Origin of the sequence: Streptomyces sp. MRC013, from assembly GCF_023614235.1 — a bacterium.
Classification (GTDB): domain Bacteria; phylum Actinomycetota; class Actinomycetes; order Streptomycetales; family Streptomycetaceae; genus Streptomyces.
On sequence record NZ_CP094264.1, the window covers coordinates 2,132,007 to 2,144,657 of the forward strand.

16 protein-coding genes and 2 pseudogenes are annotated in these 12,651 nt (G+C 70.4%); 8 read left to right on the forward strand and 10 right to left on the reverse strand.

The window, feature by feature from the left end:
- Window positions 1–17: 17 nt before the first annotated feature.
- The 3 genes from LUW75_RS09625 (at window position 18) to LUW75_RS09635 (ending at window position 2,920) form a co-directional block, all read left to right on the forward strand.
- On the forward strand, window positions 18–509 hold the full coding sequence (locus LUW75_RS09625; RefSeq protein WP_250335233.1) for a hypothetical protein: 492 nt from the start codon (window positions 18–20) through the stop codon (window positions 507–509).
- Window positions 510–518: 9 nt separating this feature from the next.
- Window positions 519–2,309 (forward strand): alpha/beta hydrolase, encoded by a 1,791-nt coding sequence (locus LUW75_RS09630; RefSeq protein WP_250335234.1) that lies wholly within the window; start codon window positions 519–521, stop codon window positions 2,307–2,309.
- Between the two features lie 83 nt (window positions 2,310–2,392).
- Window positions 2,393–2,920 (forward strand): hypothetical protein, encoded by a 528-nt coding sequence (locus LUW75_RS09635; RefSeq protein WP_250335235.1) that lies wholly within the window; start codon window positions 2,393–2,395, stop codon window positions 2,918–2,920.
- A 201-nt stretch (window positions 2,921–3,121) separates the two neighbouring features.
- On the opposite strand, the gene LUW75_RS09640 is transcribed toward LUW75_RS09635, so the two are convergent.
- Both LUW75_RS09640 and LUW75_RS09645 read right to left on the reverse strand, forming a co-directional pair.
- The gene (locus tag LUW75_RS09640; protein WP_250335236.1) at window positions 3,122–3,748 is read right to left on the reverse strand and encodes a tetratricopeptide repeat protein; all 627 of its coding nucleotides are present in this window, start codon (window positions 3,746–3,748) and stop codon (window positions 3,122–3,124) included.
- Window positions 3,675–4,055 (reverse strand): annotated as a pseudogene (locus tag LUW75_RS09645) (tetratricopeptide repeat protein); the annotation flags it as partial. The pseudogene LUW75_RS09645 and the gene LUW75_RS09640, both read right to left, overlap by 74 nt.
- Between LUW75_RS09645 and LUW75_RS09650 the strand changes: the two are divergent.
- Complete coding sequence (locus LUW75_RS09650; RefSeq protein ID WP_250335237.1) at window positions 3,972–4,148, forward strand: hypothetical protein; 177 nt, start codon at window positions 3,972–3,974, stop codon at window positions 4,146–4,148. The pseudogene LUW75_RS09645 and the gene LUW75_RS09650 overlap by 84 nt on opposite strands.
- A 372-nt stretch (window positions 4,149–4,520) precedes the next feature.
- Here the strand turns inward: LUW75_RS09650 and LUW75_RS24620 are convergent.
- Together LUW75_RS24620 and LUW75_RS09660 are read right to left on the reverse strand one after the other, a co-directional pair.
- Window positions 4,521–5,144: pseudogene (locus tag LUW75_RS24620) on the reverse strand (NB-ARC domain-containing protein); the annotation flags it as partial.
- Entirely contained in the window at window positions 5,141–5,539 is a 399-nt protein-coding gene (locus tag LUW75_RS09660; RefSeq protein ID WP_250335239.1) for a hypothetical protein, read from the reverse strand. The pseudogene LUW75_RS24620 and the gene LUW75_RS09660, both read right to left, overlap by 4 nt.
- Window positions 5,540–5,667: 128 nt before the next feature.
- Here LUW75_RS09660 and LUW75_RS09665 point away from each other — a divergent pair, with 128 nt between their 5' ends.
- Window positions 5,668–5,811, forward strand: coding sequence for a hypothetical protein (locus LUW75_RS09665; protein WP_250335240.1), 144 nt, complete (start codon window positions 5,668–5,670; stop codon window positions 5,809–5,811).
- A gap of 142 nt (window positions 5,812–5,953) precedes the next feature.
- Here the strand turns inward: LUW75_RS09665 and LUW75_RS09670 are convergent, their stop codons facing one another.
- The 4 genes from LUW75_RS09670 to LUW75_RS09685 all read right to left on the reverse strand — a co-directional run bounded on the left by LUW75_RS09670 (window position 5,954) and on the right by LUW75_RS09685 (window position 9,483).
- Window positions 5,954–6,490 (reverse strand): hypothetical protein, encoded by a 537-nt coding sequence (locus tag LUW75_RS09670; RefSeq protein ID WP_250335241.1) that lies wholly within the window; start codon window positions 6,488–6,490, stop codon window positions 5,954–5,956.
- Window positions 6,491–6,823: 333 nt separating this feature from the next.
- On the reverse strand, window positions 6,824–7,534 hold the full coding sequence (locus LUW75_RS09675) for a hypothetical protein (protein ID WP_250335242.1): 711 nt from the start codon (window positions 7,532–7,534) through the stop codon (window positions 6,824–6,826).
- Between the two features lie 720 nt (window positions 7,535–8,254).
- Window positions 8,255–8,959 carry a class I SAM-dependent methyltransferase gene (locus LUW75_RS09680; RefSeq protein ID WP_250335243.1) on the reverse strand — a complete coding sequence of 235 codons (705 nt, stop codon included), beginning with the start codon at window positions 8,957–8,959 and terminating at the stop codon, window positions 8,255–8,257.
- 149 nt (window positions 8,960–9,108) lie between these two features.
- Window positions 9,109–9,483 (reverse strand): beta/gamma crystallin domain-containing protein, encoded by a 375-nt coding sequence (locus LUW75_RS09685; RefSeq protein WP_250335244.1) that lies wholly within the window; start codon window positions 9,481–9,483, stop codon window positions 9,109–9,111.
- A 205-nt stretch (window positions 9,484–9,688) separates the two neighbouring features.
- Here LUW75_RS09685 and LUW75_RS09690 point away from each other — a divergent pair, with 205 nt between their 5' ends.
- The 3 genes from LUW75_RS09690 to LUW75_RS09695 all read left to right on the forward strand — a co-directional run bounded on the left by LUW75_RS09690 (window position 9,689) and on the right by LUW75_RS09695 (window position 11,071).
- Window positions 9,689–10,048: a transposase gene (locus LUW75_RS09690; RefSeq protein WP_250335245.1), complete on the forward strand. Its 360-nt coding sequence runs from the start codon at window positions 9,689–9,691 to the stop codon at window positions 10,046–10,048.
- Window positions 10,049–10,184: 136 nt separating this feature from the next.
- The gene (locus LUW75_RS24325) at window positions 10,185–10,310 is read left to right on the forward strand and encodes a hypothetical protein (RefSeq protein ID WP_284453822.1); all 126 of its coding nucleotides are present in this window, start codon (window positions 10,185–10,187) and stop codon (window positions 10,308–10,310) included.
- Window positions 10,311–10,366: 56 nt separating this feature from the next.
- Window positions 10,367–11,071: a hypothetical protein gene (locus LUW75_RS09695; protein ID WP_250335246.1), complete on the forward strand. Its 705-nt coding sequence runs from the start codon at window positions 10,367–10,369 to the stop codon at window positions 11,069–11,071.
- Between the two features lie 60 nt (window positions 11,072–11,131).
- On the opposite strand, the gene LUW75_RS09700 is transcribed toward LUW75_RS09695, so the two are convergent.
- The gene (locus LUW75_RS09700; RefSeq protein WP_349816462.1) at window positions 11,132–12,001 is read right to left on the reverse strand and encodes an ISAs1 family transposase; all 870 of its coding nucleotides are present in this window, start codon (window positions 11,999–12,001) and stop codon (window positions 11,132–11,134) included.
- A 280-nt stretch (window positions 12,002–12,281) separates the two neighbouring features.
- Window positions 12,282–12,614 (reverse strand): hypothetical protein, encoded by a 333-nt coding sequence (locus LUW75_RS09705; protein ID WP_250335247.1) that lies wholly within the window; start codon window positions 12,612–12,614, stop codon window positions 12,282–12,284.
- Between the last annotated feature and the right edge of the window lie 37 nt (window positions 12,615–12,651).

The window sequence follows — 12,651 nt, forward strand, 5'->3', positions numbered from 1 at the left end:
AGGAGTACTGCTGGGGCGTGGGAAAGACCCGTTGGGGAGGGGCGCCGATGTCGTGGGACGAGTGGGAGCGGCTCAAGACCGAAGCCGCCGAGCGCCGGGCGACTGGGATGCAGCTCAACCAGTTGCCGGCTCCGGACCCGTCCGGTGGCGGGGGCGGCAGTTCCTCCGGAGCGCTGAGGACCCGGAGGAAGGCCTGGAGCCAGGCGGGTGAGGGCGTCAACGGCCTGAAGTCCGACATCGGCGAGGGCCTGAAGAAGTTGGAGGCCGGGCAGTCGGGCGTGGGGGACACGTCCGGGTGCCAGTCGGCGGCGGCGCAGAAGGAGTTGTACGACTCCTGGAAGGCGTACGTCGGCAAGCTGAGCGGCCGCTGCGGCACGGTGGGCGGACTGCTGGAACGGGCCGGGCGCGATCTGGCGATGACCGACAAGGCGATCGAGGAGGAGTTCGCGAAGGTCAAGGCGCGGTACCAGGACACCGGGGCCGTCGGCGGCCGGGCGAAGGGCCGGTGACCGACGGCCGTGGACCTGACGGCGCTGAAGAAGTTCAAGCCCACCGCGTACGAGGATGCCGCCGACGGCTACCGCGCCACCGGTGAGACGGCCGGCAAGGCCAAGGACGCGGTCGACGTCCGGATCTCCTCCGGAATGCGTGCGCAGCTCGAAGGCGAGGCGGCGACCGCGGCCCTGAACGAGCTGAAGGAGCTGTCGGAGAACTTCCACTACGTGCAGACCGAGTGCGGGCTGGTGAGCACCGCGCTCAACGGCTTAGCGCACGACATGGCCGCGGCCAAGCGGAAGCTGGAGGCGGCCCTGGCGGACGCGCGGGCCGCCGGCTGCACGGTGCACCCCGACGGCTCGGTCGGCTTCCCGGCCGGCGGCCGGGCGGTCGACGGCAAGGTCCCGGAGGGCGGCACCGTCAAGGGCACGGGCGGCCCGGCCTCCCCGACGGCCGACGCGCTCTACCGCCAGGCGGCCGACGCGCACCCGAACCCGAACTACGGCAAGGCACTGGAGTTCGCGAACCGGATCGCCGACGCGGTGAAGGAGGCCGCGGACGCGGACGCGAAATGGGCCCCGAAGCTCCGCGCGCTCAAGGCCGACGACGACCTGACCGTCTCCGACCGCGACTGGACGGACACGCAGTCCGACGCGGACGGCGTCCGCGACGCGGGCAAGGGCTACCTCGACTCCCTCCCGCACCCCCCGAAGGACGGCAGCCCCAAGGACAACGCGGCCTGGTGGAGGGGACTGACGCCCGAGGAGCAGTCCGCGTACCTGTCGCTGAACGCGGCGCAGGTCGGCGCGCTGGACGGGCTGCCCTCCGCCGTCCGCGACGAGGCCAACCGCGTCGTCTTCGACCAGAAGTACGCGCAGTACCGGCTGGAGCTGGCCTCGATCCCGAAACCGCCCGCCAACGAGTGGACCTGGATCACCGCGGGCAGGTTCCCGGTCAAGGTGCACACCGACGAGTGGATGGACTGGCAGAGGCAGTACGGCGAGCGCTACGAGCACCTCACCAAGTCCCTCAAGGGCATGGACAGCATCCAGAAGCGCTTCGACCGGACGGAGACGGGCCCCGGGGGTCTGCCCGAGGCGTACCTCCTGGGGTTCAGCGCGGAGGGCAACGGCCGGGCAATCATCGCCAACGGGAACCCGGACACAGCCGACCACCAGGCGGTCTACGTGCCGGGAACGACGTCGAACCTGAGCAACATAGAGGGCAACGTCGACCGGATGATCAGCACGTGGCGCGTGGCCGACAGCGAGGCCGACGGCAGGAGCGTGTCCACGATCACCTGGCTCGGATACGACGCCCCGCAGGACATCTACAAGGACGCGCCGTTCAGGCACTACGCGGATGACGGCGCACCCGCCTTCAACCGGTTCCTCGACGGCCTGGAGGAGTCGCACACCGGAGGCTCGGGGACCCACCGGACCGTGATCGGCCACTCCTACGGCACGACCCTCGTGGGTTCCGCCGCCGATCACGGCACGCTCAACGCGGACGACGTGATCACCGCGGGCAGCCCCGGGGTGACGGTGGCCAGGGCCGAGGACCTGGACGTGCCCCGGGGGCACGTCTGGAACCAGGAGGCGGATGGGGACATCGTCCCCGACATCGGCCGCTGGGGACACGGCGGTCATGAACGGGGAAGCTACTGGGTGATCCCCAGCGACGAGTGGTTCGGCGCCCATCAGATGGCCACGGACACCGAAGGCCACAGCGGGTACTGGGACGAAGGCTCCCAGAGCCTGCGGAACCAGGGCCTGGTGGTGGCGGGGAAGTACGACGACGTGAAGCTCAAGTAGCACCACCCCCGGGGTGTGGTCCCGGCGGTCCCGGCGGCCCGACCACCCCGTGCTCCGAACCGACCGAAGCGAGGCATCTCGGATTGAAGGCCAAACTGGGCGCGTCGGCGCTCCTCATCTCCATCGCCCTGACACCCCTCACCGGATGCGGCATGAACGAAGACAAGAGCACCGTCCCCTCCGCGGGCACCAGCACGTCCCGGGCCGCGGCCGACGAGATCAAGAAGCTGTCCAGCGAGATCTACGATCTCGTCGGCGTCAAGGGGAAGGCGTCCGACGCGAACCCCGGGGTCATGGACTGCGCGGGAAGGGATCGGGAGAAGTACTTCCGGGTGTTCCACTCGTGGAGCTTCTATCCCGCCTCACCCGGCCAGCTGGACGAGGCGATGGAGCGGCTCAGGGCGGAGTTGCCGAAGAACGGCTGGAAGATCTCCGAGTACGGCCCGGACACCAGCAAGAACGGGAACCTGTCGCTGACGGCCGACAACGACGCGAAGAAGACGAGCGTCAACGTGTCCCAGCGCGCCAAGAACGACCCTCCCAAGCTCAGTCTGATGCTCGTGTCCGGCTGCTACGAGATCCCGGCCGGCCAGGAGATCGAACGCTTCTGAGCCCGGGGAAGCCGGTCCGCCGGGACCGGTCCGTGCCCCGGTGAAGAACCGGTACGGCGCGTACGGGCCCGGCGGCGGGCCGTGGACGCGGTCTTCTCCGTGGTGCGGACCGACTCCCCCAGTCGACGACACCCCCGCTCCTGGCGTTGAAGGACGTTCCCACGTCGCGGTTGCTCGTGATCGCGGGCCGTGCGGGTGCGTTCAAGGAGCCGGCGGGCGGGTTCGGTCGAGGAGTTGGCGGGCGAGTTCGGTGAGGGGGTGGTCGGGGCCGTAGAGGCGCTCGCGGTCGGCCAGCACCCTCTCGAAGAGGGCGGTGGCCGCGTCGATGTCGCCGGCGAGCTGGTGGGCGTAGCCGAGGTTGCTGCGGACGGTGATCGTCTCGGAGTGGTCCGGCCCGTAGACCCGTTCGTAATCGACGAGGGCCTGGTGGTAGAGGCCGATGGCTGTTTCCAGGTCGCCCGTGTCCCGGTGGCAGCCGGCCAGGTTGGCACGGGCGTTGATGGTGTGCGGGTGGTCGGGGCCGTGGAGGCGCTGCATGTCCGTCAGGTTCTGCCGGTGCAGGTCCCGCGCCCGTGCCGGCTCGCCCCGCAGGGCGTGGAGGTAGGCGAGGTTGGCGCGGGCGACGAGGGTGTCGGGGTGGTCGGGGCCGTGGACGCGCTCGTGGTCGGCCAGGTTCCGCTGGTGCAGGGGGGGTGGCGGTCTCCAGGTCGCCGGCGGCCCGGTGGGCGCTGGCGAGGAAGCTGCGGGCCGCGAGCGTGTCCGGGTGGTCGGGCCCTTGGAGCCGGGTGCGGATGTCCACCGCGTGCCGGGCGCACTCCACGGCCTCACCGGTGTGGCCGTCGCCCTGCAGGAATGCCGAGGCGGCCACGAGCAGGCCGGCGGTGTGCGGATCCTCCTCCTCCGGGGTCCGGTCGGTCAGGGCCAGCAGGTGCGGCAGGAGCTCGCGCCACCGGGGCCACCCGGCGACGTCGAACAGCGGGTTCTCCGGTAGCGCCCGCTCCAGCAGCCGGGTGGCGCGTTCGCGGGCGGTGGCGATGGCCCGGACGGTGCGGTGCGGGTCGGCGGGATCGGGCAGGCGTGCCACGGCCTGGACCAGGCGGTGCACGGTCACGGTCTGCCGGGTCAGGGTGATCATGCTGTAGCTGTGGAGGAGGGCCAGGGCTTCGTCGACGGCCCACGGGTCCTCCCCCAGGTGCGTGGGGAGGTCTTCGAGGACGTCGCGCGGTAGCGGGACGGGAGCGAGCCAGGCGAACAGCCGCAACAGGTCTCCGGCCAGGGGCTGCTGGTCCGTTATCGCTTGGAGCGACAGCTGCCAGACCCGGGCGACGGTCCGCTGGTCGTCCGCTTCCTGGCCGCCCGTCGAGGCGGCGGCGAACATGCGGCCCGGGTAACGGCGGAGGCGGTCGAGGTAGGCGGCCGGGCTGATGGCGGTGGACTCGATGTAGGCGGCGGCCTGCTCCAGGGCCAGGGGCAGGTGCCCCAGTTCGTCGGCGAGGTCGGTGAGGATTCGCTCGTCGCCGGGTCCGTCGGGTCCGTCGGGTTCGATGATGCGCGTGAGCAACTCCATCGCGGCGTCGGAGGGCAGCGTGTCCAGCGGGAGGGGCTGGGCCAGTCGGCGCCAGCCGGTGGGCCGCCGGCTGGTGATGACGTACCGCCCTGTGGCCATGCCCAGCACCGGGGCCAGGTCACGTGGGGAGGCGGCGTCGTCGAGTACGAGGAGCCAGTCCTGGTGGGCCTGTAGCCAGCTCAGGGCCCACTCGGCACGCTCGGTGCTGGTCGCGGCGGCCAGCTGGTGATGGGGGTCGAGCCGGGCGGCGAGGTCGGCGAGCCCGTGGGTGAGGTTGGAGGCGGAGTCCGCGCTGATCCACCACACCGGGTTGAACCGGTGCCGGTGCCGGTGGGCGAACTGCAGGGCCAGGGCGCTCTTGCCCGTCCCGCCCAGGCCGTGCACGACCGGGGGCACCGTCGGACCGGCCTCGTCCAGGGCGGCTTCCAGAAGGGCCAGGGGCTCGGTCCGGTCGACGAAGTTCGGGTTCGCCGGTAGTGGCAGGTTGGTGGTTCCCCGCGGCGCCGGAACGTCGGCGGGCCGCCGGACGGCGTCAGCCGGCAGGTGGACGGTGCGGGCGTCGATCGTGACGTGGTCGCCGGTGGACACGATGCCGCTGTTGGTGCCGACGGCCACCGACTGTCGGCCGGAGGCCTCGACGTGGGGCCCCTCGTTCACCGCTGGATGGTGGCGCCGTCACCGGTGCTGATGACGCCGTTGTTCGTCTCCACCGCGACGGAGCCGTCCCCGGAGGCGGTGAAGGACCGGGCCGGGAGCAGTCGGGCCAGTTCCGCGGCCAGCTCGGAGTCCTGCCGCAGGATGCGACGCACCTGGACGCGCAGGGCGGCTTGGGCGTCCTCGTCCTGCGGGTCCTCGGCGACCTCGTCGATGGCCTGTTCCAGCCCTTCCCGGTTCTCCTCCCGACTCCACAGTCGCTGCACGATGCGCTGGCCCAGGGACACCGTCGCGTCGGCGGCCGTGTCGGTGGTCCGGACGAGCACGGCGCTCCCGTAGGCGGTGACGGCGGCGGTGACGTACGGCACCAGTTCGTTGGCGACGGTCAAGGCGTCCACGGCATTCCCCCTCTGTCGGTTCCCCAGCATGCTAAGGCCACCTGCGGCCCGGTGGCCTGACGGGCCGCCACCTGACGGCCCGACGGCCGGGAGCGTCGGAAATCGGTGCGGGGCGGGGCGACGGTGGCGTGGGACAGATGCGCGGTTACACGCCGAAGGTCGGCGAGACCAGCGTGCGCGCCCGGTCCCTGCAGGACGCGCAGACGGTCGTGACGGAGCACGTCACCGACCTGCCGGCCCGCGGCCGGAAGCGGCCTCGCAGGGCGCCCTGACAGCCGACAAGGCGTTCTCCGCCGGCACCGTCGCTCACGCCCTCGGCACCCGGGGTAGCCGGCAGACGGCCGTCACCGTCCAGGGCGGACGGGTCGAGGTCTCGATCACCAGGCGCCGCTGGTGGCGATGGCGAAACGTCTCCTACTGAGCCGACCGGACGTAGATCCGGGTGGTTCCGGGCTCGAACTCGTGGGTGAAGAGGTCGATGCAGCGTTGAAGGTACTTGCCTTCCGGTGTCTTGAGGCCATCGGGGCACAAGCTGATCCTCCGCAGCCCTTTCACAAGGGTCTCCGGTTCGGGCAGCCCGAGGTGACGGAAGGCAGCCGCAGGGCGGTAGTCCTTCCCCTTGGGATGGAAGTTCTCGATCATCCTGGTGTCATCGCGGATGAGCCCGCCGGTGTACGCCTCCGCTTCGGCGGTCTCGAGGACGAAGGACAACAGGCCGGTGTCGTAACGCTGCCCGACCTTGTAGCCGGCCCGGCGGTCCGACGCTGTTTCCGGAATACGAATGCCGATCTGATCACTCATCCACGCGGGAGTCACTCCTTCCTCCCAGCAACAGGTCGTCTCCTGTTCCGACAGGTCCGACGAGATGTCCTCGGCGACCCAGGAGACCACACCGAGCGTGGTGGCGGCACAGGCGAGAAGTGCCAGGAAAACGACGAACGTGGTCGGCACGCGCCGCCGACGCATGGGCTGCCTCCCTACAGCGGCCTGGCTGAAGTTACCCCCGGACTGGTGGACACCGGCCCGGCATCGAATGTTGGCAGGTCCTGGCCGGGTGCGTGGGCGGGGGTGACGTGCCGGTTCCGGGACCGCTCCCCGGGGCCCTCCGTCCGTGCCGGGATCCCGCCGAAGGCTCCGGGTCACACCAGATCAGTACGCGGTCAGGTAGGCCCGGGTACGACCGCCCGCCATGTCGTCGACATGGGCTTCGATGCCCTGGACGTGCCTTCACCGAGGGGATCACGTGGCCACGGTCCCTGAGGGGACGCCGGCCGTCGGCGTCGGTCAGTTCCGCAGCCAGACCCGCAGCGGGCCGATCGTCTCGAACCCGTGGCGGATGGCGGCGTCCAGGTCCTCGCCGTGCTCGTAGCCGACCACGGGCAGGCCGGGGAACAGCCCGTGCACCGCGTTCAGCACCGCCGGCCAGACCGCGTCACCGCCGCCCTCCCGCGCGAAGACGTTGGAGATCCCGACCACCTGCTCGCTGCGGGTCGCCACCGCCCCGGCGACCACGTGGCCGTCGGCGGAGCGACCGGCGAGCACGAAGGTGGACGGATCGTCGAGCAACTCGGGCCGGAACAGGTCCTCGTCGCCCGCCCCGCCGTCCCAGGCGAGCGCCCAGGCCCGCAGCGCCTCGGGGCTGCGAACCACGTCCCAGGCGGGGTCCGGAGCGGCGGCCGGAGCGCCCGCCGGGCGGTGGATCCACTGCGCGTCGAACAGCACCCGGAAGCCCGCCCGCGCCAGGTCGAGGTCGGCGAAGCTGTCCTTGACGCAGGCGCCGGGCGCCCCGGTGTCGATCCGGACCAGCAGCGCGGCCCCATCGGCACCCGGCACCAGCGTCACCGCGTCGGGGTAGTACGGCGGCGTCCGGACCGGAGCGGACCACGCCTGCCGGCCGAACTCGCCGTCCACACCGTGCGATCGGCTCATCACCGCGCACCACTCCGCGTTGTTGCGGGCAGCCGCCTCGACCAGGAACCGCTTCGTCTCCGTCACGGGTGTGGATCCTGGCCCGTCCGGGCCCGTGCCGTCGAACGGTTTTGGCGCGGCCGCGAGACGAACGCTCCGTGCTCTCCCACCGGCTCCCGGGGAACCACATGGCCGCGGCTCCCGGGAATCGTGTGACCGCGGCTCCTGGCGAACCACGTGACCGCAGCCCCGGAGGCCCACGTGACCGCGGCTCCCGGGAATCGCGTGACCGCCGGCGGCCGTTGCCGTTTCCGGGGTGTCGTGTCGGTACCGGTCACCCGGCCCGCTTCACCGCGAGTGCCCTCCTCCTTCCACGAACCCCCGGCTCAGGGGTTCGGTTCCTTCGGAAACGGCGGTTCCCGCGAGGACGCGGAAGCCGCCGACAAGGCGCGCCCCAAGCCCTGCTCACGGCGCCCGGTGCAACCGGTCGGGTTTTCCGGCGCCCGGACGTGCCGGATCCGGACGGACACCGAGGGCCGGCGGCCTTGTGCACGTCGCTCACCCCGCCGCCGTCGTAGGTGTACGGGTAGTGGCCGGGTATCCGTCGACGGGCGCCCGAAAGCGGTCAGCCGGCTCCTCCACCGGCGGCGTCCCGCACCTCCCGCCCGCACCCCCTGGTTCCGGCGCGCAGCCCCCGGCACCGGCCCGACCGCTCAAACACCCATGGCTCCTCGCCCCCGCCCCCGAGCCCTCGACCGCCCCTGCTCCCCCACCCCCGAGCCCTCGACCGCTCCTGCTCCCACGCCTTCAGGAACCCGCGGCGGTCGGCAGGCGGTACGCGGCCACCAGCAGTGCGTCGGCGGCGCGCGGCCCCCTCCCCCCGGGCAGTACGTCGACGGTGACCCGCGTGAACCCCGCCCGGTCGAGCAAGTCGCTCCACACCCGCCCCCGGAGCACCCAGCGCCGCATCGTGGCCGCCCCACCGCCCGGCGTCCGCGCCGGAACGTCGACGGACCGCACGTCGGGCCGCGCGGGCGTGCCGCCGAGGTGGTGGCCGAGGGTGGAGAACACCAGCCGCCCGCCGGGCCGCAGCGCGGCGGCCGCCGCCGGCAGCAGCTCGCGCGGTTCGGTGAAGTCCACCGCGCCGAAGACGCTGTACAGCACGTCGTACGCCCCCGGCCGTGCGCGCAGGTGGCCCACCGCGTCGGACCGCACGATGCGCAACCGGGGAGCGAGGTGCCCGTACAGGTCGACGGCCATGGCGTACTGGGCGGGTGACGCGTCGACCGCGTCGACCCGGGCGGGCCGGTGGCGGTCCGCCAGGTGGGCGGCGTGCCGGGCGGCCCCGGCTCCGAGGTCGCCGACACACGCCCCGGTAAGGTCACCGAGGACTTCGGGGCCCGGCCCGCCGTCCTGGGCCCAGTTCCAGCGGAAGTCGTCGGGCACGGCCCGATCGGCGGCGTGGCGAACGCGGCCGTAGTGGTGCCAGAGGTCTGCGGTACGGGTGGTCATCCCCGTGATCCTCGCGGGCGCGGCCGTCGCCCCGGTACGCCGCCCGGGGGCCGCCCGTGCGAGTGGTGCCGGGAAGGCCCCGGGCGAGCCGCGGAACACGAACTCGAAAAGGAGACGGACGCCCCGGAGGGCGCCCGTCCTGCGGGATGTCAGAAGATCTCGATCCGGCTCACCTTGTGGACGTGGCCGGGGTTCCACGAGTTCCACTTCTCTATGGTGACGCTTTCGATCGCCGGATTGTTCAGGCTGCGCTGGAACTGGATCTCCGCCTTGTTGTTTCCCGATTCTATCCAGTTGACACCGTAGATGGCGACGGCCACGGCTCCGCGGTCGGCGAAGCAGAGAACGGACATGCCGCTGTTGTTGTGGATTTCGAGGTAATCGGTCCGGTCACAGTTCACGCGGTGGATGGGCATGGCGTAACCGTCGACCGGAGCACTGGCGAAGGCCGGTACGGTCGTGCTGGCCAGGGCGGCCAGCACGGTGGCCGCAACTCCGAGGGACCGATGCAAGGGCAGCTTCACACTTCCTCCTCTACTGCGGGCAGACCCCCCGACCGTAACGCACACGGCCCGTGCCCGAGATACTCTTATCAGCCGTTCTCCCGTGCGGTGCTCTTGGCAAAAACACGTACAGGTAAATGCCGGTGGGGTGAAAACCGGCCGCCGCCCGACGGGGCCCGGAACTCGTCTCATGTGGCATGGGGTGGGTGCGGCATGATGCCGTGCCATGGGTGTTGGTTTGTCGAAGCGGTTGGTTTCCGACGAACTCTGGTCGCTCGCCGCGCCGTTGCTGCCTTCCTTCGCCTCCCGTCCGCAAGGCGGAGGCACGGCCCCGGTGGATGAGCGAGCGGTCTTCACGGCCGTCGTGTACGTGCTGGCCAGCGGCTGCGCCTGGCGGCACCTGCCGGAGACGTTCGGCGTCTCGCCGGCGACCGCGCACCGCCGGTTCTCCGCATGGACCAGGGACGGGTTGTGGCGGCGGCTGCATCGGGTCGTCTCGGACGACCCCGGGGTCCGCGGCGAGGTGGACTGGACGGCGGTGATCGTGGACGCGGCCTCCGTCCGGGTGGAGAAGGGGAGGCACTGACCGGGCGCGACGCGGTCGACCGGGGCGAGAGGCAGCAGGCTCCCCGTCCCGCCCGGCGCCCGGGGCCCGCCTCCCGCTCCCGGTTCCCGGTGTCCCGGGCGTGGACGTCCACGGCGGCCGGACGCCCATCCCGTCGGTGCCGGCAGGCCCGCTGCCCGCAGGGAGGTCGGTCGGCCGCGAAGAGGCGCTGCGGCTGCTCACCGATGTGGGCGTGGAGTCGTGCGGCATGCGCGATCCGGATCGCGAGCTCGGCCTGCCGTGACCCGTACGGCACGTGCCTCAGATGCGCTCGGGTCGGTCGCGGGGCAAGGTGGTTATGTGTCCATGCCGCGTGTGGTCGCGAACGACCTGGCGCCGGATTGGGGCGGCGCGAGCGGGCCGGGGGGCCGCGTTCGCACGGAAGCCGCGGAGGCGGTTATGAATGACGCTTCGCCAGAACCAGAACCTGCTGAGCCTTCACCGGAGTCTCGTGAGCCTTCAAGAGATTCGCTCGGAAGTAAGCTGCGCTCCCATATCGGCTGGTGGGTGGGGGTCGCGTCGGCCCTCATTGGCATTTTCGCATTCTTTCTAAACCAATTCGAGAGTGACGCGCCCGCATTTAGCGAGTGGCAAGATCAAGTAAATGCAATTTGCCAGCAGGAAATCCCCTCCATCGGCCCCGAGATGGAAGAGGCAACCGAATCCTTCGTGAAAATGGATGAAAAGCCGAATCCAGCGCAATCTGAACGCGACGCGGTTTCTGACAAGCTTGAGGCGACCGGAAGCTCCTTCCTGCACCTTGCAGGAAGCTGGCGGGCACTTGAACGACCCGATGATCACCAGGAGGGGATCAACGATCTGATCCGGGCTGTCTCTGACTTGGGTTACTCCTACGGTGCCGTTGCATACGCCGTTAGCCGTAATGAGGATACAGAGCAGCTTATTACGGAACAGCTCGGCCATCACAGACTGGTCGCGCTTGAAGTTCAAGCCCTCAAGTTGGAGCAGTGTCAGGAGCTGGTGGGTAAACCCGAGGATTGGTAGAAGGGTTGCCCTCAATCCTTGAGTCGCGTCCAGAGGCGTCGTACCAGTCGCCGCATACGTTCAGTGATCCGGTCGCGGGCAGGTAGGCACGGCGGTGTTCGGGTGTCGGGCCCAGGGCTTCGGCGTAGTCACTTGACGTCCGTTTCGTGGCCGTGTGAGTCCGAGCAGGGCGAGTGGTCGGCGGGTGTCGCGGGCGTCGTGCCGCAGCGCGGAGGCGAGGTTCGTCTTGTCGGCCAGGCGGAGGGCGCCGATGGCGAGGTTGCGCCAGGTGGCCGTGGCGCGAGGTGCGGTGCCGGTCCGCAGTTGGGAAGCGTCCTCGGCGAACGTCACGTCCCTGACATGGTGCAGGGCCTCGATCTTCCAGGGGCCGCGGATCAGCCGGGCGAGTTCGGTGGGTGTGGCTTGCTCGGCGGGGAGGCTGGTGACCGCGTCAATGATCTTGATGCTGATCTTGCCGGTCTTGCGGTCCACTCGGCGACGCTTGAGCTGGACGGCTTGGCGGGCCCCGGGGAAGAGCAGGTTGTTCACCGTGTACACCTTGATCCGGCGGATCTCGCCCCGGCCGTGTCCGGCGTCGCGGGTGCGTGACTGCAACGGAATCTGCCTCCACGGAAGAGACATCAACTGTTTGCGAAGCTCCTTCTGGTTTCCCTCCGCGATCACGATGTGGTGCGCGTGACGGCCGAGCAGGTACTGAGCATGCTCGCGCTGGGTGTGCATCGCATCGCTGGCCACGACCACGCCCGCCAAGTCGGCGATGGTCTCCAGCAGAGGCAGGAAGCAGGTGATCTCGTTGGTCTTCTCCCCCACGTCGAGCTGAGCCAGGTCCAGGCCGCGCACATGATCGCAGGCGGCGAGCAGGTGGATCTTCCGGCCCTCGGCCCTTACCGCTCCGCGCAGGCTCTTGCCGTCGACCGCCAGACCGCGCAGTCGGCCGTCGGTGCCGGCGCGCCGGTCGGCCGTCGGTGCCGGCGCGCCGGTCGGCCAGCCAGCGGCCCACCGCCTGGTCTAACGCGTCGCCGTCGATGCGGCCCAGCAGCCGCCGCACTGTCGTTTCCGCAAGCAGGCTCCGCCTCGGGCACAGCAGGTCGGGCCGTACGCCGAGGCGTTCCAGGACGGATCACGGGGCGTCGAGAACCCCATGATCTTGGAAACCGTGCCTGTCGTGCTCTGAGGACGTCGATAAGAGCAGATCGCCACGAACCCGGCATCACGCGACTACGCCGAAGCCCTGCCCTCGGGAAAGGATGATCAACCGGACAGATCGACTACATGCAATGACCTTGCCTCCGTCCCTGGCACCGAATTCTTTGATCGCCGTGTTCGTGCTTTCGACCGCGTACTTGCCGTCTCGCGCCGCGCCCGGCATCAGGACTTCTTGAATTTCCTTCGCCGCCGCCTTCTTCACTCGCGGACTGGAAGTCAGATCCGGCCCGCTGCAGTCGCCGCCCCCTCCTCCCGAGGCGGCCTGGTTCAGCTGTATCCGAGTGGCCTTACGAGTAGCCGCCTCGGCTTTCAAACGCTTCCACTCCTCCCAGGCCATGAATCGTCTCCGGGTTGTCTCCGTGGACGGCATACGG

Excerpts from the sequence above, each read along its gene's own strand:
- LUW75_RS09680 (WP_250335243.1), bottom strand. The coding sequence starts at position 8,959 with ATGACCACCCGTACCGCAGACCTCTGGCACCACTACGGCCGCGTTCGC.
- LUW75_RS09690 (WP_250335245.1), top strand. The coding sequence starts at position 9,689 with ATGGGTGTTGGTTTGTCGAAGCGGTTGGTTTCCGACGAACTCTGGTCG.
- LUW75_RS09705 (WP_250335247.1), bottom strand. The coding sequence starts at position 12,614 with ATGGCCTGGGAGGAGTGGAAGCGTTTGAAAGCCGAGGCGGCTACTCGT.